Annotated in this window: 24 protein-coding genes; 21 read left to right on the plus strand and 3 right to left on the minus strand. The window is 65.7% G+C overall.

Going from position 1 to position 26,941, the window contains the following annotated elements:
• Positions 1-27 precede the first annotated feature (27 nt).
• The 9 genes from wecB (at position 28) to NRS07_RS07460 (ending at position 11,493) form a co-directional block, all read left to right on the plus strand.
• Positions 28-1,149: a non-hydrolyzing UDP-N-acetylglucosamine 2-epimerase gene (gene wecB, locus NRS07_RS07420; protein ID WP_259212193.1), complete on the plus strand. Its 1,122-nt coding sequence runs from the start codon at positions 28-30 to the stop codon at positions 1,147-1,149.
• A 17-nt stretch (positions 1,150-1,166) separates the two neighbouring features.
• On the plus strand, positions 1,167-1,940 hold the full coding sequence (locus NRS07_RS07425; protein ID WP_259212195.1) for a WecB/TagA/CpsF family glycosyltransferase: 774 nt from the start codon (positions 1,167-1,169) through the stop codon (positions 1,938-1,940).
• Between the two features lie 101 nt (positions 1,941-2,041).
• Positions 2,042-3,040: a UDP-glucose 4-epimerase GalE gene (gene galE / locus NRS07_RS07430; RefSeq protein ID WP_259212196.1), complete on the plus strand. Its 999-nt coding sequence runs from the start codon at positions 2,042-2,044 to the stop codon at positions 3,038-3,040.
• 16 nt (positions 3,041-3,056) lie between these two features.
• Positions 3,057-4,235 (plus strand): NDP-sugar synthase, encoded by a 1,179-nt coding sequence (locus NRS07_RS07435; RefSeq protein ID WP_259212197.1) that lies wholly within the window; start codon positions 3,057-3,059, stop codon positions 4,233-4,235.
• The gene (locus NRS07_RS07440) at positions 4,232-5,650 is read left to right on the plus strand and encodes a mannose-1-phosphate guanylyltransferase/mannose-6-phosphate isomerase (protein WP_259212198.1); all 1,419 of its coding nucleotides are present in this window, start codon (positions 4,232-4,234) and stop codon (positions 5,648-5,650) included. The genes NRS07_RS07435 and NRS07_RS07440 overlap by 4 nt, the downstream gene beginning before the upstream one ends.
• 154 nt (positions 5,651-5,804) lie before the next feature.
• Positions 5,805-6,521, plus strand: a complete 717-nt coding sequence (locus NRS07_RS07445; RefSeq protein ID WP_259212199.1) for a PEP_CTERM-anchored TLD domain-containing protein — start codon at positions 5,805-5,807, stop codon at positions 6,519-6,521.
• A 97-nt stretch (positions 6,522-6,618) separates the two neighbouring features.
• Positions 6,619-7,692, plus strand: a complete 1,074-nt coding sequence (locus NRS07_RS07450; protein WP_259212200.1) for a TIGR03790 family protein — start codon at positions 6,619-6,621, stop codon at positions 7,690-7,692.
• A 184-nt stretch (positions 7,693-7,876) separates the two neighbouring features.
• Positions 7,877-10,852, plus strand: coding sequence for an ExeM/NucH family extracellular endonuclease (locus tag NRS07_RS07455; RefSeq protein WP_259212201.1), 2,976 nt, complete (start codon positions 7,877-7,879; stop codon positions 10,850-10,852).
• Between the two features lie 44 nt (positions 10,853-10,896).
• Positions 10,897-11,493, plus strand: coding sequence for an NF038129 family PEP-CTERM protein (locus NRS07_RS07460; protein WP_259212202.1), 597 nt, complete (start codon positions 10,897-10,899; stop codon positions 11,491-11,493).
• A gap of 103 nt (positions 11,494-11,596) precedes the next feature.
• On the opposite strand, the gene NRS07_RS07465 is transcribed toward NRS07_RS07460, so the two are convergent.
• Complete coding sequence (locus NRS07_RS07465; protein WP_259212203.1) at positions 11,597-11,932, minus strand: hypothetical protein; 336 nt, start codon at positions 11,930-11,932, stop codon at positions 11,597-11,599.
• Between the two features lie 220 nt (positions 11,933-12,152).
• Here NRS07_RS07465 and NRS07_RS07470 point away from each other — a divergent pair, with 220 nt between their 5' ends.
• On the plus strand, positions 12,153-12,590 hold the full coding sequence (locus NRS07_RS07470) for a hypothetical protein (RefSeq protein ID WP_259212204.1): 438 nt from the start codon (positions 12,153-12,155) through the stop codon (positions 12,588-12,590).
• A gap of 160 nt (positions 12,591-12,750) precedes the next feature.
• Here NRS07_RS07470 and NRS07_RS07475 read toward each other — a convergent pair whose 3' ends face one another.
• Entirely contained in the window at positions 12,751-15,966 is a 3,216-nt protein-coding gene (locus NRS07_RS07475; RefSeq protein ID WP_259212205.1) for a S8 family peptidase, read from the minus strand.
• 40 nt (positions 15,967-16,006) lie between these two features.
• A complete protein-coding gene (locus tag NRS07_RS07480) occupies positions 16,007-16,813 on the minus strand; it encodes an NF038120 family PEP-CTERM protein (protein ID WP_259212206.1) in 807 nt (268 codons plus the stop codon).
• Positions 16,814-17,335: 522 nt separating this feature from the next.
• On the opposite strand from NRS07_RS07480, the gene gspG reads away from it, so the two are divergent.
• Genes gspG through NRS07_RS07535 form a run of 11 tightly spaced genes read left to right on the plus strand, consistent with a single transcriptional unit; the run spans position 17,336 to position 26,941 of the window.
• On the plus strand, positions 17,336-17,761 hold the full coding sequence (gene gspG / locus NRS07_RS07485; protein ID WP_259212207.1) for a type II secretion system major pseudopilin GspG: 426 nt from the start codon (positions 17,336-17,338) through the stop codon (positions 17,759-17,761).
• A 46-nt stretch (positions 17,762-17,807) separates the two neighbouring features.
• Positions 17,808-18,998 (plus strand): type II secretion system F family protein, encoded by a 1,191-nt coding sequence (locus tag NRS07_RS07490; protein WP_259212208.1) that lies wholly within the window; start codon positions 17,808-17,810, stop codon positions 18,996-18,998.
• A gap of 10 nt (positions 18,999-19,008) precedes the next feature.
• Positions 19,009-20,691 (plus strand): GspE/PulE family protein, encoded by a 1,683-nt coding sequence (locus NRS07_RS07495; protein ID WP_259212210.1) that lies wholly within the window; start codon positions 19,009-19,011, stop codon positions 20,689-20,691.
• Positions 20,684-21,490 (plus strand): hypothetical protein, encoded by an 807-nt coding sequence (locus NRS07_RS07500; protein WP_259212211.1) that lies wholly within the window; start codon positions 20,684-20,686, stop codon positions 21,488-21,490. The genes NRS07_RS07495 and NRS07_RS07500 overlap by 8 nt, the downstream gene beginning before the upstream one ends.
• On the plus strand, positions 21,487-22,035 hold the full coding sequence (locus tag NRS07_RS07505; RefSeq protein ID WP_259212212.1) for a PilN domain-containing protein: 549 nt from the start codon (positions 21,487-21,489) through the stop codon (positions 22,033-22,035). The genes NRS07_RS07500 and NRS07_RS07505 overlap by 4 nt, the downstream gene beginning before the upstream one ends.
• Entirely contained in the window at positions 22,032-22,598 is a 567-nt protein-coding gene (locus NRS07_RS07510) for a hypothetical protein (RefSeq protein WP_259212213.1), read from the plus strand. Before NRS07_RS07505 ends, NRS07_RS07510 begins: the two co-directional genes overlap by 4 nt.
• Positions 22,595-23,164: a hypothetical protein gene (locus tag NRS07_RS07515; protein WP_259212214.1), complete on the plus strand. Its 570-nt coding sequence runs from the start codon at positions 22,595-22,597 to the stop codon at positions 23,162-23,164. Before NRS07_RS07510 ends, NRS07_RS07515 begins: the two co-directional genes overlap by 4 nt.
• 35 nt (positions 23,165-23,199) lie before the next feature.
• A complete protein-coding gene (locus tag NRS07_RS07520; protein WP_259212215.1) occupies positions 23,200-25,203 on the plus strand; it encodes a secretin N-terminal domain-containing protein in 2,004 nt (667 codons plus the stop codon).
• 29 nt (positions 25,204-25,232) lie between these two features.
• Complete coding sequence (locus NRS07_RS07525; RefSeq protein WP_259212216.1) at positions 25,233-25,706, plus strand: type II secretion system protein; 474 nt, start codon at positions 25,233-25,235, stop codon at positions 25,704-25,706.
• 19 nt (positions 25,707-25,725) lie between these two features.
• A complete protein-coding gene (locus tag NRS07_RS07530; RefSeq protein WP_259213093.1) occupies positions 25,726-26,112 on the plus strand; it encodes a type II secretion system protein in 387 nt (128 codons plus the stop codon).
• Between the two features lie 16 nt (positions 26,113-26,128).
• On the plus strand, positions 26,129-26,941 hold the full coding sequence (locus NRS07_RS07535; RefSeq protein WP_259212217.1) for a type II secretion system protein: 813 nt from the start codon (positions 26,129-26,131) through the stop codon (positions 26,939-26,941).

Below are 26,941 nucleotides of genomic sequence, written 5' to 3' on the forward strand. Positions count from 1 at the left end.
CAAAAATTATTATAGGGAAATGTCCTCATGTTGATTTACCTCGTCGCCGGTGCCCGTCCCAATTTCATGAAGATCGCGCCCATCGTGCGCGCGCTGCAGGGACAAGAGGCGCTGAGCTACAAGATCATCCATACCGGCCAGCACTACGACCGCGAAATGAACGACGTCTTCTTTGAAGAACTGGGTATTCCCCAGCCAGACGTGTTCATGGCAGCCGGCGGCGGCAGCCATGCCCAGCAGACCGCCAAGATCATGGTCGGTTTCGAAGAGCTGTGCCTGGCCGAGCGCCCGGCCGCGGTGCTGGTGGTGGGCGACGTCAACTCCACGCTGGCCTGCTCGATCGTGGCCAAGAAACTGGTCATTCCGGTGGCCCACGTCGAAGCCGGCCTGCGCAGCGGCGACATGGCCATGCCCGAAGAAATCAACCGCCTGGTGACCGATGCGATCTCCGACTGGTTCTTCGTCACCGAACCGGCCGCGGTCGAGCACCTGCGGCGCGAAGGCAAGCCTGACTCGGCGGTGCACTATGTCGGCCACGTGATGGTCGACAACGTGCTCTACCAGGCCGACAAGCTCACCCGCACCGATACCGCCGGCTTCGACAGCGCCGCCTTCAAGGCCGAACGCCAGGGCGCCGGCCAGCGCTATGGCGTGGTAACACTGCACCGCCCGAGCAATGTCGACGAGCCCGACACCTTTGCCCGCATCGCCGGCGCGCTCAAGGAGATCGCCTCGGAGCTGCCGCTGATCTTCCCGGTGCATCCGCGTACCCGCGCCAACATCGAGAAATTCGGCATCGACCTGGGCCCGAACATCACCCTGGCCGGCCCCCAGGCCTACATGGCCTTCCTCAACCTGTGGAAAGATGCCGCCGTGGTCCTGACCGACAGCGGCGGGCTGCAAGAAGAAACCACCGCGCTGGGCGTGCCCTGCGTAACGATCCGCGAAAACACCGAACGCCCGGTGACTGTCGACGAAGGCTCCAACGTGCTGGCTGGAACCGACCCCGACACCATCGTGCGCGAAGCGCGCAAGGTATTGCGCGGCGAAGGCAAGCAGGGCCGCCGTCCGCACCTGTGGGACGGCAAGGCAGCCGAGCGCATCGTCGCGATCCTGGCGGCCGAACTGGCGAAGGGCAGCGCCACGTAAACCGCAAAGGAGCCTCGATGACTGACCGGGTCGTGCACGACCGCATCACCCTGATGGGTTGCCAGGTCGACAACCTGACGATGCAAGAGACGCTGGGCCGGGTCGAGCGCTTCATCGCATCCGGCTTGCCCCACCAGCACGTGGTGGTCAACGTGGACAAGCTGGTCAAGGCCAGCCGCGATCCGGGCCTGCAGCAGATCATCAACGACTGTGCGCTGGTCAACGCCGACGGCATGCCGGTGGTGTGGGCTTCGCGCCTGCTCGGCAAGCCGCTCAAGGAAAGAGTCGCTGGGGTCGACCTGTTCGAGGCACTGATGGCGCGTGCCGGCGACAAGGGCTGGCGCGTGTTCCTGCTCGGAGCGCGCGAAGAAGTCGTGGGCAAGGTGGCCGAGCTCTATACGCGCAGATACCCGCGCCTGGTGCTGGCTGGTTATCGCAACGGCTATTGGCAGGGCGCGCAAGAAGCGGCGGCGGTTGCAGAACAGGTGCGCGCCAGCCGCGCCGACCTGTTGTTTGTGGCGATCAGTTCGCCACAGAAAGAGCAGTTCCTGGGCCAGTACCAGGCCCACATGCAGGTGCCGTTCGCGATGGGCGTGGGCGGCAGCTTCGACGTGGCGATCGGCAAGGTCAAGCGGGCGCCGCGCTGGATGCAGCGCGCCGGGCTCGAATGGTTTTACCGCTTCTTGCAGGAGCCGCGCCGCATGTTTCGGCGCTATTTCATCGAAGACATGGCTTTCTTCAAGCTCTTGATCAAGGAAGCGTTCAAGAACAGGCGAGCCGGACAGGGATAAAGCACCGGTGGCCGTTGCCGGGCGAATCCCGGCTGTGATTCGCCGCGGCACTGATTAAGTCATTATCGATACATATTACATATCACAGAGAGCGAAGCGACATGAAGATTCTGGTTACTGGCGGCATGGGCTATATCGGCTCGCACACCGTCGTCGAATTGCAGAAGGCGGGCCATGACGTGGTCGTGGTCGACAACCTGTCCAACGCCGATGCGTCGGTGCAGGACCGCGTGCAGAAAATTTCGGGCAAGACCTTTGTCTTGGAGCAGGCCGATATCCGCGACCGCGCGGCCCTGGAGCGGGTCTTCGGCGCCCACCAGGTCGAGGCGGTGATCCATTTCGCCGGCCTCAAGGCGGTCGGCGAGTCGGTGGCCCAGCCGCTGCGCTACTACGACAACAACGTCAACGGCAGTGTCATCCTGTTCGAGACGATGGCCAAGTTCGGCGTCAGGTCGCTGGTGTTTTCGTCTTCGGCCACGGTCTACGGCGACCCGGCCTCGGTGCCGATCCGCGAAGACTTTCCGCTTTCGGCCACCAATCCCTATGGCCGCAGCAAGCTGATGATCGAGGACATCCTGCGCGACCTGGCCAAGGCCGAGCCGGACTGGCGCATCGCGCTGCTGCGCTACTTCAATCCGGTCGGCGCCCACGAAACCGGCCTGATCGGCGAAGAGCCGAACGGCATCCCGAACAATCTCGTGCCCTATATCGCCCAGGTCGCCAACGGCCAGCGCGACAAGCTGTCGGTGTTCGGCGGCGACTACCCGACCCCGGACGGCACCGGACTGCGCGACTACATCCACGTGGTCGACCTGGCCATTGGCCATGTCAAGACCCTGGAGCGCCTGGCCAAGGGGCCGGGCATCCTGACCTATAACCTCGGTACTGGCCGCGGCAACAGCGTGCTGGAAATGGTGCGCGCTTTCGAGGCGGCCTGCGGACGCCCGATTCCCTACCAGATCGTCGATCGCCGTCCGGGCGACGTGGCCAAGTGCTACGCCGACCCGGCGCATGCACGCGAAGAGCTGGGCTGGACTGCCGAGCGCGATGTCGCGCAAATGTGCGCCGACGTCTGGCGCTACCAAACCACAGCGAAATAAATCAAAGGACTGTCCGATGAAAGCCATGATTCTTGCTGCGGGCAAAGGCACGCGCGTGCGCCCGCTGACCTACGACCTGCCAAAACCCATGATCCCGCTGCTGGGCAAGCCCGTGATGGCTTACCTGGTCGAGCATCTCAGAAAGCACGGCGTGACTGAAATCATGGTCAACGTCAGCTGGCTGCACGAAAAAATCGAAGAATACTTTGGCGAGGGCGAGCAGTTCGGCGTCCAGATCGGGTATTCGTTCGAAGGCTATATCAAGGACAATGGCGAAGTCGTGCCCGAGCCGATCGGCTCGGCCGGCGGCATGAAGAAGATCCAGGAATTCGGCGGCTTCTTCGACGACACCACCATCGTGCTGTGCGGCGATGCCTTGATCGATCTCGACCTCAAGGCAGCCCTGCTGGAGCATCGCCGCAAGGGCGCGATGGCCACCGTCATCACCAAAGAAGTTCCTTGGGACAAAGTCTCATCGTATGGCGTCGTGGTCACCGACGCCGAAGGCCGCATTACCGAGTTCCAGGAAAAGCCGGCCGAAGCCGACGCCAAGTCCAATTTCATCTCGACCGGCATCTATATCTTCGAGCCTGAAGTCATCGACCTGATTCCGTCCGGGGTGTCGTTCGACATCGGCTCGCAGCTGTTCCCGCTGCTGGCCGAGCGCGGCCTGCCGTTCTTCGCCCAGGGCCGTCCGTTCAACTGGCTCGACATCGGCACCATGAGCGACTACTGGGAAGTGTTGCAAACCGTGCTCACCGGCGAGGTCAACCACATGGACGTGCCGGGCATCCAGATCGAACCGGGCGTCTGGACCGGACTGAACACCAGCATCAACTGGGAAGGCACCACCATCGAGGGCCCCGTGTATATCGGTTCGAACGTCAAGATCGAGGCCGGCTCGCGCATCGTCGGCCCGACCTGGATCGGCCATGGCAGCCACATCTGCGAAGGCGCGGAAGTGGTGCGTAGCGTGTTGTTCGAATACACACGGGTGTTGCATGATGTAACATTGCACGAAATGATCGTTTTCAAGGATTACAGTGTCGACCGCAAGGGCGAGATGAAGCACGCTTCCGAGTATTCGTCGAGGGAGTGGCTCAACGCGCGTGACCGCCGATGCTCCGGTCGCAACGAGGCCGATGGCCCGAACGAAAACGAATCCGAAAAAATGAGAGAGAAAGTCAGCGCATGAAAATTTACCCAGTCATCCTCTCCGGCGGCGCCGGCACTCGCCTTTGGCCGCTGTCGCGGGCCGTGCTGCCCAAGCAGCTGCTGCCGATTGTTGCTGATAAAACCATGCTGCAAGAAACCGCGCAGCGGGTGGCAGGCTGGCCGGGGCTGATGGCGCCGCTGGTAGTGTGCGGCAATGACCACCGCTTCATGGTGGCCGAACAGCTGCGCGAGATCGGCATCACGCCGCTTGGCATCCTGCTCGAGCCGGTCGGGCGCAATACCGCCCCGGCAGTCGCGGCGGCGGCCAATTACCTGAAGGCGATCGACCCGGAAGCCCGGATGCTGGTGCTGCCAGCCGACCATGTCATCGAGAACGGCGCCGCTTTCCGCGACGCCGTCGAGCGGGCCGTGACCCTGGTGGGGCAGGGCGCGCTGGCCACCTTCGGCATCGTGCCTAAGAACCCGGAAACCGGCTATGGCTATATCCGCCGCGGCCAGAGCGTCGCCGGATGTGGCGACTGCTACGAGGTGGCGCGCTTCGTCGAGAAGCCCGATGCCGCCACCGCCCAGTCCTTCCTGGACGAAGGCGGCTATTACTGGAACAGCGGCATGTTCATGTTCGGCGCGCAGCGCTTCCTCGACGAGCTGCAGGCGCATGCGCCGGCCATCGCCGAGGCGGCCGAACAGGCCGTGCGCACCGGCTACCGCGATCTCGACTTCTGCCGCCTGGACGAAGCGGCGTTTTCCAGCAGCCCGTCCGACTCGATCGACTACGCCGTGATGGAAAAGACCCGGCACGCCGCCGTGGTGCCGGCCGACATCGGCTGGAACGACGTCGGCTCCTGGACCGCGCTGTGGGAAGTGCAGCAAAAAGACCAGAATGGCAATGCCTGCCGCGGCGACGTCTACCTCGACGGCGTGAAGAATTCGCTGGTGCGCGCCGAGAGCCGCATCGTGGCCGTGGTCGGGGTCGAGGACATCGTCGTGGTCGAGACCCAGGACGCAGTACTGGTCGCCCACAAGAGCCAGGTCCAGCGCGTCAAGCAGGTGGTCGACCATCTCAAGTCCAGCGCGCGCACCGAGCACCTGCACCACACCAGGGTGTACCGCCCATGGGGCCACTACGAAGGCATCGATGCCGGCGAGCGCTTCCAGGTCAAGCGCATCACTGTCAAGCCGGGCGAGAAGCTGTCGCTGCAGATGCACCATCACCGCGCCGAGCACTGGGTCGTGGTGTCGGGCACGGCGCGCGTGACCTGCGGCGAGAAGGTCAGCCTGCTGTCCGAAAACGAATCGACCTATATCCCGATCGGCATGAATCACCGCCTGGAAAATCCGGGCAAGCTGCCACTGCACATCATCGAAGTCCAGTCCGGCAGCTACCTCGGCGAAGACGACATCGTGCGCTTCGAGGATATCTACCAGCGCGCCTGATTCCAGCACGCGTTCGCCGACCAGGCCGCCACGAAACAAGCTGTCGTGGCGGCCTGGCGCATTCCAGGCCCGGTCTTGCCCAAGACAACCGTGCCAACCCACGCCGCGGCGCAGGCATACAATGCCCGAACCGGAACCGAGCGGGGGGATCATCATGAAATCGATCATTGCTGCGGGAACCCTGGCGTTTGTGCTGGCTGCACCGGCGGTGCAAGCGCAAGGCGGCGCGCCCCTGCTGGACCTGACACTCTACGGCCAGCTCGAGCGCTGGCTCGGGGCCGGCCGACTCGACCTGCAGAACCTCTACACACGGGGGGCGGGCGATAACTCGCTCGACTTCCACGCCGCCGTCGATGGCCGCGGCAGTACCTTTACGCTCATGCAAGTGAGCAATGCCAGCGGCGGCCGCTGGCTGGTCGGGGGCTACAACCCCCAGGGCTGGTCGTCCACGGACGGCTGGCATGTCACCGAGCGCTCCTGGCAGCGTACCGCTTTCCTGTTCAACTATACCGATCCGCGCGTCTGGCGCCAGGTGGCATCCGACAATGTCTTGCCGAGCCGGGGCGAACGCCAGACCTATAACGCACCCGACCACGGCCCCACTTTCGGCGCCGGCCCCGACCTGCTGGTGAACGACCGGCTCGACACCGCGCTGTCCTGGCAGGTGTCGTATGGCCTGCTCGAAGGCGAGACCGAAGGCCGCAGCATCATCGACCTGAGCCGCGGTGGCCAGTTGTTCCAGGTCGATGCACTCGAACTGTATTCGGTGTCGGTTGTCCCCGAGCCCGGTCGCTGGACCATGCTCGCGGCCGGCCTGGGCGTGCTGGGCTGGGCCGGCATGCGGCGCCAAAGGCGCGTGCGCGCCGGCTGAGGGGGCGCGAGCCAGGCGGCGATATGGCATCATGAGGTCGGGGCCCGGTGCGGTTTCCCCACACCTGCGACCTTCATGTGACCTCCATGCGACCTCCATGCGACCACCATGCCACGCCGTCCTGCCAGTCATTGCCTGCGCCCTGGGCGCTTTGTTCCATGCAACGCAGGCTGCCGCCGCGCTCAAGCCCGCTCAGCTGGCGATCGTCATCAACGACGCCGATCCCGACAGCGTGGCCATGGGCGAGTACTACCGCAAGCGGCGCGGCATCCCGGCGACCAATGTGGTGCACGTGAGCATTCCGGGCAAGCCGCGCAGCATCGGCGTGGCGCAGTTCCGCCTGCTTAAGCAAGCCATCGACAGCAAGCTCGGGCCTTCCATACAGGCCGTGCTGATGGTCTGGACCGCCCCGTATGCGGTGCAGTGCAATGCAATTACTGCCGCCTACACCCTCGGCTACGACGCCCGCCAATGCGCGCACACCTGCGCCGCAGGCCAGCCCAGTGCTTACTTCAACAGCGCGTCGAAGCGCCCGTATACCGACCACGGCCTGCGCCCGTCAATGCTGTTGCCGACCGCCTTGCCACCCATCGCCGGGCCGCCGGCAAGTCTAGCACCGGAGCAGGCACGCCAGGGCGCGCAAGCGCTGGTCGAGCGCGGCGTGGCGGCGGGCGCGCGCAGCCTGCCCGCCAGCGCGTATTACCTGGCGACCTCGGAAGTTGCGCGCAACAGCCGCGCCGGCTTCTTTCCGCCGGCCGGACACCTGCCTGCGCACCGGCTGACCATCCGGCGCATGACAGCCGATGTGCTCGAGGGTGCACACGACGTCCTGGTCTACCAGACCGGCATGGCCCAGGTGGCAAAACTCGAGACGCTAGCATTCGTGCCGGGTGCGCTGGCCGATCACCTGACCTCGCATGGGGGAGACTTGCTCGGCAGCAGCCAGATGAGCAGCCTGCGCTGGCTGGCGGCTGGCGCTACTGCCAGCTATGGCACCGTGAGCGAGCCCTGCAACCATTGGCAAAAATTTCCGAATTCCGCCGTCTTGCTGCGCCGCTATCTCGGCGGCGACAGCGCCATCGAAGCCTACTGGAAAAGCGTCGCCTGGCCAGCCCAGGGCCTGTTCATCGGGGAACCGCTGGCCGCGCCTTATGCGGTCGCCAGCAACTGACTGTGGCGGTTTTCCGACAGTTCAGTACCGCGCTCCCCGTCTTTTATTTCTTGCAATCAAGTCTTTCCCTTTTTGTCATCAAGTTGTCAACTAACTTATTTACTATGCATTTTGCTAATGGTAAATTTCGTTGCGCCAAGAAATTTCTTGTGACAATTATCTGTTCTACCTCACCAGGATCCCCATGAACACCTTCCTCGCTTCGAACACGACCCCCGGACGGCGCACGGTACTGGCCGCACTCCTTGCCGGCTTGACGGTGTCCGCTGTTGCCGCACCGGCCGATGTGGTCATCAGCCAGGTGTACGGAGGCGGCGGTAACTCCGGCGCGACCTTCCGCCACGATTTCATTGAAATCTTCAACCGCAGCGGCGCCCCGGTGGCGATCGGCGGCTGGAGCGTGCAGTACGCGTCGAGCAGCGGCAGTTCGTGGCAGGTGACGGCGATCCCGGATGGGGTGCAATTGCAACCGGGTCAGTACTACCTGATCCGCCAAGCAATGGGAAATGGCGGAACGGTCGACGTGCCATCGGATATCCAGGGCACGATCCCGATGGCGGGCAGCGCCGGCAAGGTTGCGCTGGTCAGCGCGAAGACGGCGCTGGCCGGCACCAATCCGAGCGGCGTGCCGGTGGTCGACCTGGTCGGCTATGGCAATGCCAACGGTTTCGAAGGCAGCGCCGGCACGCCGGCCCTGAGCAATTCCACCTCGGCTTCGCGCAAGAGCAACGGCTGCCAGGATACCGATTCGAACGCGGCCGACTTCACGTCCGGCGCCGTGGCGCCACGCAAGAGCGACAGTCCGTTCAATGCCTGCGTCCCGACCGGGCCTGTGGCCGAGCCGATCGTGGCCACCTGCCCGGCCTCGCTGTCACGCCCCCACGGCCAGAGCGCTTCCAGCGCCTTGAGCGCGATCGACAAGGACAGTCGCGTTACCGGCGCTGCCATCAGCTCCAGCCCGGTCAGCGGTATCCGCCTCGAGAACTTCGCGCCGTCCGGGACGAACAACAGCGCCGCCTCGGTCACACTGGTGGCCGATGCCTCGGTGGCGCCGGGCAACCATCCGGTGGTCATTCTTTTCACCAACGACGCCAACCAGTCGCAGAGCTGCACCGTCACCGTGAGCAGCAGCGGCAACCTGGCGATCCCGGTGATCCAGGGCGCCGGCGCGACCAGCCCCTATGCCGGCACGGTCCAGACCACCGAAGGCGTGATCACTGCCAAGGTCGGCAGTGGCTATTTCATCCAGGACGCAAGCGGCGACAACGATCCAACCACCTCGGACGGCCTCTATGTATTTGGCAGCACCGACGGCCAGGTAGGCGAGCTGGTGCGCGTTACCGGGCTGGTGACCGAATACCTGCCCACTGGTGCGTCCAGCACCTATACCGAGCTGACCAATACGACCTCGTCGGTGATCGGACCGGGCCCGATGATTGCCGCCACCAACATCGCGTTCCCGAGCGCCAGCCTCGAGCCCTATGAAGGCATGCTGGTGCGCATCAATGGCACGCTGACGGTCAACCAGAATGCCTATGTCGGCACGCGCGGCGAGCTCACCTTGTCGAGCGGCCGCCGCGAAATCCCGACCAACCGCTACCGTCCCGGCACGCCAGAAGCACTGGCGCTGGCGGCATCTAATGCCAGTAACGAGATCGTACTGGACGACGGCCTGTTCGTGACCCCGCCGACGATTCCCTATCTTGGCCAGGACAATACCGTGCGCGCCGGCGATACCGTGACCGGTCTCGAAGGCGTGCTCGATTTCGGATCGCTTGGCGGCGGCGGTGCCGGCTTCAAGCTGCAGCCGACCGTGGCGCCGGTATTTTCGCGCAGCAACCCTCGTCAGGGCGCGCCGGCACTGCCGGCCGGGGTCAAGGTGGCCAGCGCCAATGTGCTGAACTTCTTTACGACCTTCTCGGACGGCGCCAACGTCGACGGCGCGACCGGGCAGGGCTGCACCATCGGCAGCACCACCCGCGCCAGCAATTGCCGTGGCGCCAACAACATGTTGGAATTCGTGCGTCAGCGCGACAAGATCGTCAAATCGCTGGCCGCGCTCAATGCCGACGTGGTGGGCCTGATGGAAATCCAGAACAATGGCGATACCGCCGTGTCCTACCTGGTCGGCAGCCTCAACCAGGCGCTGGGCGGCACCGTGTACGCCGTAGTGCCTAAGCCTCCCGCGACCGGCACCGACGCCATCCGCGTTGCCATGATCTACAAGCCAGCCGTCCTCACCCTGGCCGGCCCGGCCCTGTCGGACGACCACGGCGTCAACAACCGTCCGCCGATGGCGCAGACCTTCAGGGCCGTCAATGGCGCCACGTTCTCGGTCATCGTCAACCACCTGAAAGCCAAGGCGGGTTGTCCATCGGGCACGGGCCCGGATACCAACCGCGGCGACGGCCAGGGCTGCTGGAATGCCACCCGCGTCGAGCAGGCCGAGCGCCTTGCCAACAGCTTCATTCCGCAGGTCAAGGCAAGTGCCGGCGACGAGGACGTGCTGGTTATCGGTGACATGAACGCCTACGGCTTCGAAGACCCGATCGCCACCCTGACCGGCACCGGCCTGGTCAATGAGCTCGAGCGCTTCGTACGCCCGCACGGCATGGTGTATTCGTATGTCTTCGGCGGGCAGAGCGGCTATCTCGATCATGCGCTGAGCACCCCGTCGCTGAGCGCCCAGGTCGCTGGCGCCGCCGAGTGGCACAACAACGCCGACGAACCGGAAGCGATCGACTACAACCTGGAAAACAAGCCGCAGGACCTGTATGCCGACGACGCCTACCGCGCCTCCGACCACGATCCGGTCATCGTCAGCCTGAAACTGGCGCCGGTCGTTACCGATGTGACCGGTTCGGTGAAACTGCTGCAAAGCGGCCTGACCATGAACCGCGCCACGCTCAAGTACACCGGCAAGGTCACGTTCACCAACACCAGCAATGCTCCATTGTCCGGGCCGCTGCATTTTGTGCTGCAGGCATTGAGCGCGGGCGTGAGCCTGGACGGGGCATCGGGCAGCCATGAGGGCGCGCCTTACCTGACGCTGCCTTCAGGGCTCGCACCGGGCGAGAGCGTCACACTGACCACGACCTTCAGCAACCCTGACAAGCGCGCCATCGGCTATACGCCGAAACTGCTGTCGGGCGTTCTCTGAGCCGATATTTTTCGCCGCAACCATCAACATTCCAGGACCGAGACATGATCAAGCTGAAGAACCTGTTTATCCGCGCGCTGCTGGCGCTGTGCATTATCTCGGCCGCGCCGGCGGCCCTGGCCGGACCGACCTATCGCGTCGCGCTCGATACCGCCAGCTGGCAGGGCGAGTCGGGCTACCTTGACCTGAGCTACGGAGGCCTGATCGGTAGCGCGTCCGGAACGGCGCTAGCGAGCAATTTCACGGGCGATTTCGACGACAGCGTCGAGGTCTATGTCGAACACCTCGCCAGCGGCACCCGCGCCAGCGGCTTCACCCTGATCTCCAGCGAAAACCTGGCCTTCATCAGCCAGGCCGTCAACTTCGGCGGTGTCTTCACGTTTGACTTGCGCTTCGATACGCTGGGCGAGGGCTTGGCCGCCGACTTCGGCGTTGCCTTGACCGACCTTGGTTTCAACCCGCTGGAAGGCTTCTCAGGCTTCACCTTTACCTTGCTCACCGGCCAGGACACGGCCTTGCCGGTCGATCCTGCGCCAGGTTTCGGTAGTGTGGTTGCAGTACCGGAGCCGGGGGAGTGGCTGTTGATGGCAACCGGCCTGTTGATGCTGGGCGCGACCCGCCGTCTCAACCCACGCCGCTGAGTCCAGCCGGTGCCAAAAACACCTGCCCGCGGGCAGGTGTTTTTGTTTGGGCCCTGGATGGTGGTGGAAGGTGCGCGGCGACGCTAGCGCAGCGCCCGAAGACTCAGGATTCGCCCTTGCCGTCGCCGGCCGCGGCGCGGCGCATGGCGTCGATGCGGTAGGCTTCGGCGTTGCCGTCGATAATGCGCAGGCTGGAGCAGCCGTCTGCTGCACAGTCGGGCAGAGGAGCATTCGCGCCCGCCGGCAAGGTAGCCGCGACGGCGCCGCCGTGGGCGGCTGGTGGCAGGCTGGCACGGCTGTGGACCTTGGACGCCAACTGCATCGGAACCAGCAACTGTATGGTGCTTGTGCTTGTGCTGTCCTGGTGGCCATCGCCGCAGGCGCTCACGAGGGTCGACAGGGAAATCAGGGTAACGGTGCGGAGGCTGGAAAAGTTCATGATCGTGTAGAGCAAGCTCGTCGGTAACAAATCTATTGTAGTTAGTAAATTTTTCCAATGCTCAACTAATTGCAGCAAGCTGGAGAAAAGTGATGCCCTATGGCAACAGTGACCCGCGATGCAGTGCCGAGGCGCCAGCTCAAATTGCTCCTTAGAAAAGAACTTTCGACAACTTCGTGATTCGCTTGACCACGCTCGGTGAGCGGTAGAAGATGGCGTCATGCCTAAATTCCTTCTACTCCTCTTGCTCGGCTGCGCCGCCTGTACTTCTCAAGCGCATGATCCGGACCGAAAGACCGCTCCGGCGGCCCCCATCACCTCGCCCCCGCAGGCGGCGCCTCCGGCCAGCGCGCAGGACACCCTGTCGCGCATTCGCGCCCACATCGGCAAGGCAGCCTGCAGCGACAACAGTCAATGCCGCACGCTTGCGGTCGGTGCCCGCGCCTGCGGCGGCCCCGAGACTTACCTGGCCTATTCGGCTGCCGATGGCCAGGACGCCGCGCTACGGGCGCTGGCAGAGCGCTACCAAAAGGAGCGCCAGGCGCAGAATGCAGCATCCGGCATGATCTCCACCTGTGTTTTCATGCCTGATCCGGGTGCGGTCTGCACCGCTGGCACCTGCCAGACCGGCAACGCTGCTGTCAGCCAGGCGCGCTAGGCAGGGGAGCGACCAGGCCGCCTCGCGCGCGCCGCCGGGTCGTCGACGTCCACCCTCGCATTAATCCAAGACAAGAAAAAACGCTGCGTGCCCTGGGGCACGCAGCGTTTTTTATGTTGCCAGTCAACCCGGCCGGTGCGCCGGCCGGGGAGCTTGCCGCTTAGTCCACGCCTACTCCGACCTGGCCGTTGGCAGCGACTGCCTTGCCTTCGGTTGCCGGGACCGGGATCGGGTTGGTGGCATCCACGGTAATCAAGGTGCGGCCGACCGCCGTAGCGCCGTTCATCAGGAAGTCCACCGCGCCGAGGTAACGCTGACCCTGGGCCAGGTTGGACCAGCTGGCAGCTGCCGACGAGGTGCCGCCGGTGAACACGCTGCCTGGCACGCTGACCTTCAGGTCGCCGCCGGCTTCGCCCCTGCCCACGACCCACGATGCCAGGGTGTAGGTAGCGCTGTCGCCGTTCGGGGCGTAGCCCGCCACGCAGACACGGTAGGTACCGGCTGCCGGGTTGGTCAGGGTCACCGTCTCGTTGGAAGTCGCGGTGCCGCTGTAGCCCACCTGAACACCGGCCGCATTCATCACGATCAGGTCGAGGTCGTCCGACTTGCCCGCCTTGAAGCCGCTGGTGTCGATGTCGCGCAGCGAGAAGCGGGCCACCATCGTGTTGGCAGGGACGGTCACATTGGTAGCCGTGACGCCAGGTGCGCCGCCGTTGCGGCACTCGATCACGCCGCCATCGGCAGCCACGGTGCGCCCGACGCTTTGCTCGGCCAGGCTCGCCGCCTTCAGGCCGCCAGTGCTTGCGCTGAGCTTGCCAGTGAAGCCGGTACCGACGGTGAACACGTGATTGCCGCTAACCTGCTCGCTATGCACGGTCGATGGCGACGTGAATGCCTGCGGACGCGCGGTCAGTGGGCTGCGCACGACATACTTGCCGTCGTCGGTGCGCCATTCCAGCGCGCCGAATGCGAACTGGTCCATCGCCGCGTTGGTGCGGGTCAGGCTGACGTTGAAGTTGGCCTTGGCGCCCGGTGCCAGGTTCAGGGTTGCCGGGTTGACGGTAACGGTAAAGCCCGGTACCGAGGCAGTGGCGCGGAAGCTTTGCGGCTGGCCGCTGACGTTGGTGACGGTGCGCATCATGGTCAGCTTGCCCAGCACGCTGCCAGCTGTGATCGACGGCAGGTTCAGGTTGTGCGCGGCGATGCTGCCCGTGCTCGAGCAGGTTGCCGCACTGAGGATGCCACCCACGCCGCACATGAAGCGCTGGTAGTCGAGCGTGCCGGCGTCGTACACCAGTCCCGGGTCGGTGGCCTTGTTCGGCACCACATGACCGGCACCCTGGCCCCATGGCAGGCGACCGGAACGGGCGTCGGTGAGCGGATAGGCGTCGGCAAAGGTGCCGGCGGCGGTCGTCATCAGGGCCGACTTGATGGCCGCTGGCGACCAGTCAGGGTGCTGCTGCCTGAGCACGGCGGCCAGGCCGGCCACGTGCGGGCTCGACATCGAGGTGCCCTGGATCGCTGCCCATGCGGCCTCGGGTACGGCGCTGCCGTTGGCAATCGCGTCGCGTTCGGACTGGCTCTTGGCCGGGGAATAGCCGGCGACGATGTCCACGCCCGGCGCGGTCAAGTCTGGCTTGAGGATGCTGCTGTAGCCGCGGTTCGGGCCGCGCGACGAGAAGCCCGCCACGACCGGCGCCGGGGTCTGGCCGATTTGCGCGCTCCAGGTGCCGATGGCAACGGTGGCATTCGGGGAGCCCAGCACGTAGTTGAGCAGGGCGGTGCCATCGGCCAGGTTCAGGTGCACGGTTGGTACCGAATGTTTTTCTGCTACCAGGCCGGCGCCGTTATCGACCAGTACCATGCCTACGCCGCCGGCCTGGGCCACGGCCTTGCTCTTGTCGACACGGGCGGTATTGCCGCGCTCGCAGACGACCACCTTGCCTGCGACCTTGCTGGCGTCGATCATGCCGTTGGTAGTGCCGCCAAAGGACACGCGATCGGCTTCGGTGTAGCACAGGCGGCGGACCAGCTTGTCGGTGGCGCTCAGATCGGCGTAAGGCACCACACCAGCATCGCGCGCCGAGATGGCGGCCGTGGCTGGCAAGGCGGTCGTATTGAACGACGCGCCGATGTAGTTGGTACCGGCGCCAGTCGTGGCCGTGGCGCCATTGAGGCGGTTATGAGTCGATGCGGCGACCGAGGTCAACCATGGGCTCAGGTGGGCGACCGCATTGTTCGGGCCGGAATTGCCGGCCGAAGCGGCGACAAAGACGTTGGCGTTCGACGCACCGAAGAACGCCTGTTCGACCGCATCGTTGACAGTAACTTGCGAGCCGCTGATCGAGTAGTTGATGACGTTGACGCCGTCGGCCACGGCCTGGTCGATTGCCGCCACGCTGTCCGCAGAAAAACAGCTGCTGCGGCTGCCGGAACCGTCGGGATTGGTCGCATCCGGATAGGTCCAGCACACCTTGTATGCAGCGATGCGCGCGCGCGGGGCCATGCCGCTGGCCTTGCCCACGGCCACGCCGTTGAGCATGACCGCGACATTGCTGTTGCCGCCAGCGGTGGAGGCAGTGTGGGTGCCGTGGCCGCCCTTGCCGGTTGCGCCGCCGACCGAGTCGCGCGGCGAGGTGAAATCGGTCCAGTGCGCAGTGCGGCCGGTGGACAGGAAGGCTTTGTTGAAGTAGCGCGCGCCGATCAGCTTGTTGTTGCAATGCGATGCGGTAAAGCCTTCGCCGGTTTCGCAGGCGCCGTTCCAGCCGGCCGGGGCCGCGCCGAAGGCCAGTTCGCCCGACGAGTCGAAGGTCGGGTCGCCATTTGCGTCCACGCGGTCAGCAAAAGACTTGTTCTCTGGCCAGATGCCGCTGTCGACGATGCCGATGACCACGCCTTCGCCAGCCTTGCCGTCTGCCGACTTGCTCCACAGGCCAGTGCCGTCCTTCTTGTCGATGCCGAGGAAGGTCGGGGTAAAGTTGGTGTCCAGGCTGAGCTCTTCGTCGGCCGTGATGTTGGCGACGGCCGGGTTGGCCTTGAGTGCCTTGACTTCGGCGTCGGTCATCATGGCCGCGAAGCCATTGAAGACCAGCTTGTACTTGTGGGTCACCTGGGCCGCGTTCACGCTCGACAAGACATTGTCTTGCTTCTGGTCGAGGTAGGCGACATAGGCCTGCACGTCGCCGGCGCTCACATTGAGCTGCTGGCCGGCGGCCGGCTTGGTTGGCTGCAGGCCGGCGACGCCGCCGGTATACGAAGCAGCCGGCTTGTCGGCTAGTTGCACGATGTAGGAGCGACGCACGTCATCGGCGGATGCGCTCATTGCCACGCTGGCGAGCAGCGTGAGTACGGCGAGAGAAACAGGACGCAGTTTCATTGGGTGGTTTCCTTGATTTTGGAGAGTCGGCGAGACGTGCTTACTTGCTGCCAGCGCGGCGACGGCGGGCGGCGCTCAGGCCGACAACGCCGAGCAGCATCAGTCCGATCGAGGCGGGCTCTGGCACTTCGGCCAGGGTGATGTTGTCGACGGCGAACTGGGCCTGGTTCTGGGTGACATCGCGCGCGACCTGGCAGTCGCCGAACTCGTCGTAGAGGCAGGCGTTGATAGTCAGGCTGCGCAGCACGCTGGAGCTGAAAGCGCTGTCGACGCCGAAGCTGGCGAAGGTGAAGTTGCCGCCGGCATCCTGGCCCGGGAAGTCACGCGAGTCGATGATCGCGGCGCCGGCACTGGTGATGCCGCTCAGCAGCAGGCGGCCGAAGCTGAAGTCTGGCTGTCCTGGCGTTGGGGCGATGAAGGCGAACGACAGGCCGCGCAGCTGGAACAGGTTGTTGGCCAGCGTGCTCGTGAGCGTCAGCGCGCCGTCGTTCAGGCCGGCGTAATAGCTGCCGGTGCCGCCGCTCGGGCAGGCCGTGATGGTGCAGGCAAACGCATTGTTCGACCGGATTTGCGCGCCGACCAGGCCATAGTCGTCCGCGTCCGCGGTCGGGCTGTTCTTCACTTGCAGCAGGAAGTGCTGGTCCATGAAGCGGTCGCCGGTATTGTAGACGGTGTCGCTGGCGCGGAGCGTGGACGACACCACGTTCTGCACGTTTTCGAAGGTCAGGACCGTTGCGTGCGCAGGAGCGAAGGCACCCAGTGCGGCAACCGCCGATGCACACAGCAATTTTTTCAGGAAGGCAGGCATGGCAGAGGTGCTTGCAGCAGTGTGGTTTTCGCGTTTCATCAGTCTGGTTACCTTATGGTTTAGTTTGTCTGGCAGTGCCGATTGCTGTGCCGGTTCCCGGCAATAGTTCCACCCCGCATTTTCCGTTACGGGTTGCAATCGAATATAGCAAACGAAATAATGATGATGTAAAAAATTTTAACGTAGGAAATTTTGTGATGAGGCAACTGAGCCAAAGAAAATTCTGTTTCCGCTAGCAAAGAATGATTTCAAACTAAGTTGATTTCTGTGCGAAATTTGCGACACGTTTGCCTACCCGGGTAGCGAAAAGACGACGTTTATGGCAGAGCCATCAACATCGATCGGCGAGTAATTCCTATGGGCAATTTTTGCGAAATGGGTGGTGCGAAAGAAAAGTTGTCTCAACTATTCTTGCCGTGGTAGCCTGCTCGGCGCAAAGCGTCCGCGGGGGCGTGTCCTGGCTACCCGGTAATGCCGGCGTGTCCCGGAGCCGGGCAACCGGCGCCTTGCGAAAAGTCTTATTCGTTGAGCAATCGAGGAGTCCGTCGGATGTATGCAGTAATGAAACAAAATCAGATCCGGCGCGCCGGCGGTTTCACGCTACTCGAGCTGCTGGTCGTGATCGTGATCATCGGCCTGCTGGCCGCCTATGTCGGTCCTAAATATTTCTCCCAGCTGGGCAAGTCCGAAGTCACGGTGGCCAAGGCCCAGATCGAAGCCTTCGACAAGTCGCTCGACACCTACCGGCTCGACGTCGGTCGTTATCCCACTTCCGAAGAAGGCCTGGGCGCCCTGATGACCGCGCCGCCGAGTGCCGGCGCCAAATGGAACGGGCCTTACCTGAAGAAGGGCGTACCGCAGGATCCATGGGGCCGGGTCTACCAGTACCGCGCGCCGGGCAGCAAGGCCGAGTACGAGATCATCTCGCTGGGCAAGGATGGCCAGCCCGGCGGGACCGGCGACAACGCCGACATCTCGTCGCAGTAATTCGCTGCAGCGCCACTTCTCCCAGTTCTAAGCCGGACACGCCTCCATGCAGTTTGCCGTCCGTACCCTCGCGCCTGACATGTCGATCGAGAACATCGTTGTCGACGCCAACGATGCACTCGAGGCGCGCCGCCAGGTCGAGGCGCGCGGCCTGTTCGTCAGCACGGTCGAGCCGGCGCGCGGTGGCAGGCGCCTTGCCCGCCAGCGCGCCGGCAAGCTCTCGATCGTGCTGTTCAGCCAGGAGCTGCTGGCCCTGCTCAACGCCGGCCTGGGCATCGTCGAAAGCCTCGAGGCGCTGCTGGAAAAGGAAGCCAATCCCGGCGCGCGCAGCGTGCTCGAAGGCCTGCTTGGCGGCCTGCGCGAGGGCAAGCGCTTCTCGGCGGTGCTGGCAAGCCAGGCGGATCTGTTCCCGCCTTTGTATGTCGGTATCGTGCGCGCCGCCGAAGGCACCAGCGACCTGCCGCGCGCGCTGGCGCGCTATATCGATTACCAGCAGCGCATCGACACGGTGCGCAGCAAGATCGTCAGTGCGTCGATCTATCCGGTTATTCTGCTGATGGTGGGTGGCGGCGTGAGCGGCTTTCTGGTGGGCTACGTGGTGCCGAAGTTCGCCGAGGTGTATCACGGGGCGGGGCGCTCGCTGCCATGGATGTCGCAGCTGCTGCTCGACTGGGGCAAGTTCGCTTCGAACAACGGCACGGTCATTGCGATCACGGCGCTGCTGCTGCTAACTAGCGTGATCGCCGGCGTACGCCACCTGCTGCGTACCGGCGGCGTCGCGCGCCTGCTGGCACGCCTGCCGGGCATCGGCGAGCGCGCCCGCATCTACGAACTGTCGCGCCTGTACCTGACCCTGGGCATGCTGGCCGAAGGCGGCATCACCGTCGTCAATGCCATCGAGACCGTGCAGTCGATGGTCTCGGGCACCGTGGCCAAGGGCCTGGGCCAGGCGCGGCTGGCGATCGAATCGGGCCAGCCGCTGTCGCATGCCTTCGAAGCCAATGGCCTGACCACGCCGATCTCGCTGCGCATGCTGCGGGTAGGCGAGCGCACCGGCGACATGGGACCGATGCTGACCCAGTCGGCCGCGTTCTACGATGGCGAGATCACGCGCTGGATCGACCGCTTCACCCGCACCTTCGAGCCGCTGCTGATGGCCGCCATTGGCTTGGTGGTCGGCGCCATCGTGGTATTGCTGTACATGCCGATCTTCGACCTTGCCGGTGACATGTCATGAAAGCGATGTCTTGAGCGCCGTACTCGATGCCACCCTGCTGGCGCGCGCGCGCGCGCTGGCCAATATCTCTACCCGCGGCCTGGTGGCCGAACTCGAAGGCTTGACCGGCCAGGAGCCGCGCACGATCGTGCGCGAGCTGGCCGCGCCGTTCGGCTTGCCGGTGATGGAAACCGCGGCCATGCTGGCGCTGGCGCCGGCCTTCGATCTGCTGCCGCTGGCGGCTGCCATGTCGCGCCACTGCGTGCTGTTGCGCGGCGTCGACGGCCGCCTGATGGGGGTGCTGGCCGACCCGTTCGACCTCGACCTGCAGACCTGGCTGGGCGCGCAGGCGCGCGCCACCGCGAGAAGCCCGCTCGAGCTGTGCCTGGCGCTGCAGTCCGACATCCAGGCTTATTTGTCGAAACAGGAAGAATCGGCGCGCGCCGTGGACAGCCTGGTGGGCGGCGGCGCGGAGACGCGCCGCGACGGCAAGGCCAACCAGGTATTGTCTTTCGCCTCGGTGTCCGAGTCCGGCAGCCCTGCCGTCAAGGTGGTCAATTCGACCCTGTACGACGCGCTCAAGGCGGGTGCCTCGGACATTCACCTGGAAAGCACGGCCGGTGGCCTGTCGGTGAAGTACCGCGTCGACGGCGTGCTCGACCATGCTGCCACGGTGGGCGGCATCGAGCTGGCCGAACACATTATCTCGCGCATCAAGGTGCTGGCCGAACTCGACATCGCCGAGCGCCGCATTCCGCAGGACGGCAGCTTCCGGGTCGAATCCGGCGGGCGCGACATCGACCTGCGGGTATCGATCATGCCCAGTATCCACGGCGAGGATGCGGTGATCCGTATCCTGGACAAGCGCGCCATGATCGAGGCCTATGGCTCGCTGACCCTGGAAGCGCTGGGCTTCGATGCGCCATCGCTGGTCACCCTGCGTACGCTGGCCCAGGAAGCCTATGGCATGCTCCTGGTAACCGGCCCCACCGGTTCCGGCAAGACCACTACGCTGTACGCGGCCCTGACCGAGATCCACAATGGCCGCGAAAAGATCATCACCATCGAAGACCCGGTCGAATACCAGCTGCCGGGCATCCTGCAGATCCCGGTCAACGAAAAGAAGGGCCTGACCTTTGCCAAGGGCTTGCGCTCGATCCTGCGCCACGACCCCGACAAGATCATGGTGGGCGAGATCCGCGACCGCGAGACCGCCGAGATCGCGGTGCAGTCGGCCCTGACCGGTCACCTGGTGCTGACCACCGTGCACGCGAATAACGTGTTCGACGTGTTCGGCCGGTTCACTCACATGGGCATCGACCCGTATGCCTTCGTCTCGGCCCTGAACGGCATCTGGGCCCAGCGCCTGATCCGCATGAATTGCCCGCACTGCGCCGCGCAATATGAGCCGGACGAGCACGAGCTGGCCTCGGTACACCTGGAGCGCGCGCAAGTGGCTGACTATGTCTTCATGCGCGGCAAGGGCTGCGGCGACTGCCGCGGCACCGGCTACCGCGGGCGCCGCTCGATCGCCGAGATCCTGACCCTCAACGACGAGATCCGCGAGCTGATCGTGGACAAGCAGCCGATCCGCCGCATCAAGGCGGCGGCCCATGCCAACGGCACCCGCAGCCTGCGCCTGGCCGCACTCGACCTGGTGCGGCGCGGCGCCACCACCATCGACGAAATCAAACGGGTGACCCTGCATGCGTAGGACTGGACAATCGCTGCGCCTGGGCATTGCCTCGGACGGGCTGGCGCTGCTGCGCGTGGGCGGCGTGCTCGCCCCAGGCGCCGAGGTAGTGGCCGTGCAGCCAGTCGAAGCCGGCGCGCCCGATGCGCTGGCGATCGGCCTGCGCGCGCTGCTGCTCGAGGCCGCGCCGCGCGGCTGGCCGCTGACGGTGGTGCTGGCCGACGAGCTGGTGCGCCTGTGGCCGGTGACGCCGCCGCGCGGCGCTTCGCGCCTGGGCGACCTGCAGGCCGCCGCCGCCTTTCGCTTCCAGGCATTGTTCGGCGCGCCGCCGGCGCAATGGCGCATCAGCGCCGACTGGAGCGCAAGCCGGCCTTTCCTGGCCGCGGCCGTGCCCGTGGCCCTGCTGGAATTGCTGGAAGCGCTGGCGCGCGAATACCGGCTGCACCTGGTCGAGGCAGAGCCGCAGTTCGTCGCGGCGATGAACGCCTGGCGCCGCGAACGCCGGCCCGGCGCCTGGTTTGGACTGGTGCATGGTGGCGTGCTGACGCTGGCAGCCTTTGACGGTACCGCGCTGGCCGCCGTGCGCACCGCGCCGATCCCGGAAGACGCCGACCGCGACTGGCTCGAGGCCCACGTCGCGCGCGAGGCGCTGCGGGTGGGGGTAGGGCGGCCCGAGCGCCTGCAGCTGTGCGGGGCCGTGCCGGGCGGCTGGGCCAGTGCTGCAGGCCGCCTGAAATTTGCCTGCACCGTGCTCGAAGACGACAGCCTGGGCGACTGGCCACTGCATGTGCGCCTGGCGCGTACCGGAATCAAGACATGAAGCGACTCCACATCGATTTCGCGCCACGCTCGCTACACCGGACCTTGTTCCGCACGCCCGGGCGCATCGCCTTCTTGGCCGTGGCGTTCGGCTGCCTGCTACTGGTCGCGGCGACGCATTGGAGCGCCTACCGCGAGCAGCGCGAGCAGCTCGATGCGCTGCACGCCGCGTTGGCGGCGCGCAGCCTGGCCGCGCGCCCGCACCAGGTATCCGAGCGGTCGAAGCCGGCCTTGCCCGAAGCCCAGGTGCAGGCGGTGAACAACGCCATCATGCAGCTCAACCTGCCGTGGCGCGACCTGGTCGAGGCCGTGCGCGCGGCCACGCCGCCGGATGTGGCGCTGCTGGCGCTGGAACCCGATGCCAGGCAGCGCAGCCTGCGCATCACGGCCGAGACCCGCACTAGCGACGACATGCTGGCCTATGTGGCGCGGATGCAGGAGCAGGGGTGGTTCGCGTCGGTCGTGCTGACCCGTCACGAAATCGCCGAAGAAGATCCGAACCGTCCGCTGCGTTTCCAGCTCAGCGCACAGTGGGGCGGCCAATGAACACGCTTGACTTGCTGACGTGGTGGCTGCGCCTGCAATTATGGGTGCGGCGCGTGAACCCGGTCATTGCGGGGGCAGTTGGCTTGCTGGTGCTGGTCAATGGCGCCTTGATCTGGCTGGCAGTGGCGCGCGCCGAGCTGGAACAGCAATACGCGGCGGCGCGCAGCCAGGCCGCGCTGCCGGCGGCGGCGCCGCCGGTCGCGCCGCCCGACGCCAACCAGAACCTGGCGCAGTTCTATGGCGCGCTGGGCGAGCGCCGCCAGGTCGAGCGCCAGTTGAAGATGCTGTTCGCGCTGGCCGCCAAAAACGGCCTGGTGCTGCGCCAGGGCGAATACCGCAGCAACTACGACCGCGCGGCAAAGCTCTACACCTACCACATCAATTTGCCGGTAACGGGCAAGTATGCGGCCATCTGGCAGTTCGCCTTCGACGCGCTGCGCGCGCTGCCGCATGCTTCGCTCGACGACGTGAGCTTTCGCCGCGACGCCATTGGCGTCGATGCCGTCGAGGCGCGCCTGCGCATGACGCTATACCTGTCCGCAGCGCCGGGGGAGGTGCGATGAGGCCGCGCCACCTTGCCATGGGAGCCGCACTGGTGCTGGCCGCCGCCCTGGTGGTGTTTGGCGACAGCACGCCGGACGACGCCGTGGCCGAGCCGGTCGTGCGGGTTGAGCGGGTCGAGTCCACACCGGCCGCCAGATCGCCCGCCGCCGGCGCCGCCGAAGTGGCGGTCTTGCGCCTGGTGCCGCGCGCAAGCCTGATCGGCCTTGACGACGACCGTTTCGGCGAGGGCGAGGGCGAGGGTGAGGGCAAGGGCAGGGACGAAGGCGCGCTGTTCGGGCGCCAGGACTGGACCCCGCCGCCGCCGCCGCCGCCGCCCCCGCCCGAGCCGGTTGCGCCGGCGCCGCCGCCGAGCGCGCCGCCCCTGCCATTTACCTTCATCGGAAAATCGCTCCAGGACGGCGTATGGGAGATATATCTCGCCCGCGGCGAGCGCAGTTTTTCGGTACGCGAGAACATGGTCATTGACGGCAACTATCGCGTCGACGCGATCAAGCCGCCGGTGCTGATCCTGACCTACCTGCCGCTGAACCAGGTTCAGCAGCTCAATATTGGAGTATTCGACTGATGGTTCGTTTCCGGAATACTGCGCTGGCAGCGTGCATGATGACCGTGCTGCTGGCCGGCTGCGCAGGACAGCGCGCCTACCAGCAGGGCACTGCCCTGGTGGCGAAAGACCAGGTCGCGGCTGGCCTGGTGAAATACCAGGAGGCAGTGGCCGCCGACCCGAATAACGCGCAGTACAAGAGCGCCTACCTGCGCACGCGTGACAGCGCCGCCGCGCGCCTGCTGGGCCAGGCCGAGGATGCGCTGGCGGGCGGCCAGCCCGAGCTGGCGCTGCAGGACTACCGCCGCGTCCTTGGCTTCGATCCAGCCAACGAGCGCGCCCGTGCCGGCCTGCGCGCGATCGAGGCCGATCGCCGCCACGCCAGCATGATGGAAGCGGCGCGCGCCGCGCTCGAGAAAAACGAGCTCGATAGCGCGCGCCAGAAGCTTGGCGCCGTGCTGACCGAACGTCCGGGCCACGAGCCGGCGCGCCAGCTGCTGCTCGAGATCGACCAGAAGGCCGAGGCCGTGCCCGCTGGCGAAGCCGCGCTGGCGGCGAGCTTTCGCAAGCCGATCAGTCTCGAGTTCCGCGACGCCCCGCTCAAGCAGGTGTTCGAGATCATCTCGCGCCACTCGGGCCTGAACTTCGTCTTCGACAAGGACGTCAAGGCCGATAACCGCACCTCGATCTTCCTGAAGAACAGTACGGTGGAAGCGGCGGTGTACTACCTGTTGATGACCAACCAGCTCGAGCGCCAGGTCATGGACGGCAATACCATCCTGATCTACCCGAACATCGCGGCCAAGCTGAAGGAATACCAGGAGATGACGGTCAAGACCTTCTTCCTGGCCAACGCCGACGCCAAGAACATCGCCAACACCTTCAAGACCATCCTCAAGGCGCGCGACGTGGTGGTGGACGAGAAGCTCAATCTGGTGATCCTGCGCGACAGCCCGGAAGCGGTGCGCGTGGCCACCCAGCTGGTGGCCCTGCAGGACGTGCCCGAACCGGAAGTCATGCTCGACGTCGAAGTGCTCGAGATCAAGCGCAGCCGCATTACCGACCTGGGCATCTCGTGGCCAGGATCGCTGTCCTTCGCCCCCCTGGCCGGCCTCGATGGCGCCCCGCTCACCATCGACCAGTTGCGCGGCCTGAACCGCGGCAACATCGGCGTGATCAGCGACCTGAGCGCCACCGTCAATGCCAACAAGATCGATGGCGATTCCAACACCCTGGCCAATCCGCGCATCCGCGTGCGCAACAAGGAAAAGGCCAAGGTCGTCATTGGCGACAAGATCCCGAACATCTCGACCACGATCTCGTCCGGCGTGGGCGGCTTCGCTTCCGAATCGGTCAACTATGTCGATGTCGGCCTGACCTTGAACGTCGAGCCGACCATCTACCTGAATAACGAAGTGGCGATCCGCATCTCGCTCGAGGTCAGCACCTTGGGCGAATCGGTCACGACGCGCGCCGGCACCGTGGCCTACCGCATCGGTACCCGCTCGGCCACCACGCTGCTGCAGCTCAAGGATGGCGAGAACCAGGTGCTGGCCGGCCTGATCAGCAATGAAGACCGCTCCAGCGGCAGCAAGGTGCCGGGCATCGGCGACCTGCCGATCATCGGCCGCCTGTTCGGCAGCACGCGCGACCAGAACGACCGCACCGAGATCGTGCTGTCGATCACGCCGCGCCTGGTGCGCACCGTGCAGCGCCCTCCGGCGTCGGCGTCCGAATTTGGCGCCGGCACCGAAGCGAGCTTCCGCCGCCGCCCCGACACCGCGGTGCGCGCACCAGTCCAGCTGCCGGGCGCCGCTGCCGCCGCCGCCCGCGCCGCCACCGCCACCGCCGGCGCCGCCACGGTGCCTGGCGCGCCCGCCGCGCCGCTGTCGGTGCCTCCATCGCAGCTGCCGGTGACTCCGCAAACCGGTTCGCCGCAATCGGCGCCGCCGGGCGCGCTGCCGACGCCGCCAGTGGTTGCGCCGCCCGCCACGCCGGCCAACATCGAGGTGATCCCGGTTGCGCCGCCGCCAGCGGCCACGCCGCCGGCCCGCCAATGACGCCGCCATGAATCAGCCATGAAGCATCCATGATCGCGCGACGCGGCTTTACCCTGATCGAGCTGCTGGTGACGCTGGCCATTCTGGCCCTGCTGGGCACGCTGGTGGTGCCGGTGGCCCAGGTCACGGCCCAGCGCCGCGACGAGGCCCAGCTGCGCCGCGCATTGCACGACATCCGCGGCGCCATCGACGCCTACAAGAAAGCCAGCGACGAAGGCCGGGTGGCCAAGGCCGCCGGCGCCAGCGGCTACCCGCCGCGCCTTGAGGTGCTGGTCGAGGGCGTGCGCGACCTGCGCAGTCCCCGGCAAGCACGGATATATTTCTTGCGGCGCTTGCCGCGCGACCCGTTCAATCCCGACCCCGACCTGGCCGACGCCGCCACCTGGGGCAAGCGCAGCTATGCCAGCGAGCCAGACCAGCCGAAAGAGGGCGACGACGTCTACGATGTGGTGTCGACGTCGGACCGGATCGGGCTCAATGGCATTCCGTATGCAAGATGGTGACCAGGACATGGTAAAGACGATGCGCAGTTTCCCGCGGCGCCGGCGCGCCTTTACATTGATCGAGCTGCTGGTGGTGCTGGGTATCGTGGCGCTGCTGCTGACGCTGGCGGTGCCGCGGTTTTTTCCGAGCATCGACAGCACCCGCGAAACCATTTTGCTGGAAAACCTGCGCAATACGCGCGCGGTCATCGACCAGTTCCATGCCGATACCGGCCGTTACCCGGACTCCCTCGAGCAGCTGGTGGAAAAAAAATACCTGCGCGAACTGCCGATGGACCCGATCCTGGACAGCCGCGAGGGCTGGATCATCGAGCCGCCCCCGGAAGGCGAGCAGGGCGTGCTCGGCAACCTGCGCAGCGGCGCGCCCGGCACGGGCCGCAAGGGCGCTCCTTATGCGCAGTGGTAGGGTGCGTACGACGGGCATGCTGCATCGGGCATTGCGGCGCCAGGCCGGCTTCACTTACCTTGGCCTGATCATCTTTGTTTTCATCGTCGGCATGGTCGGCGCCGCGACACTGAAAGTGGAGTCGCTGCTGCGGCGCGCCCAGGCCGAAACCGAGCTGCTCGAGACCGGCGCCCAATTTGCCGCCGCGCTCAAGAGTTATGCCGAGGCCACGCCGCGTGGCCAGCCGCCGCAGCCTTTGACGCTGCAGGAACTGCTGCGCGACCCGCGCTTTCCGAACCCGCGCCGCCACCTGCGCAAGATCTTCGTCGATCCGGTCACCGGCCAGGCCGAATGGGGCCTGGTGCGCGCCGGCGACGGCGGGCGCATCCTGGGCGTGCACAGCCTGTCGCAGGCGCAGCCGCTCAAGCTGGCGAAATTCGACGCGCGCTTTCCCAATTTCGAGAACAAGCGACACCTGGCAGACTGGAAATTCATGGCGACCGGGCAGGGCGCGCTGACGCCTGCCGCGCCGGGCACGCAGCCAGGGATGGCGCCGCCGCAACCCATCATGGCGCCGCCGCCTGAGGCGCCATCCGGCCCGGTGGCGGCCCCGGTGGCGGCGCAGGCGCCGATGCAGGAAGTCGCGCCGCCGGCGCGCGCTGAACCGGAACCCGCGTCGGAACCCGCGCCGGAACCCGAGCCGGAACCCGCGCCGCAACCCGAACCCGAACCGGAGCCGCCAGCGCCGCCGGCGCAGGACGAGGCCAGCGACGACAGCAAAGTCGATCCCGCAGCGAACAAGGACGAGGACGATCCAAAAGAGCCGCCGGCGCGCGAATCCGGGCGCTGA

The organism is Massilia sp. H6, from assembly GCF_024802625.1.
Taxonomy (GTDB): Bacteria; Pseudomonadota; Gammaproteobacteria; order Burkholderiales; family Burkholderiaceae_D; genus Telluria.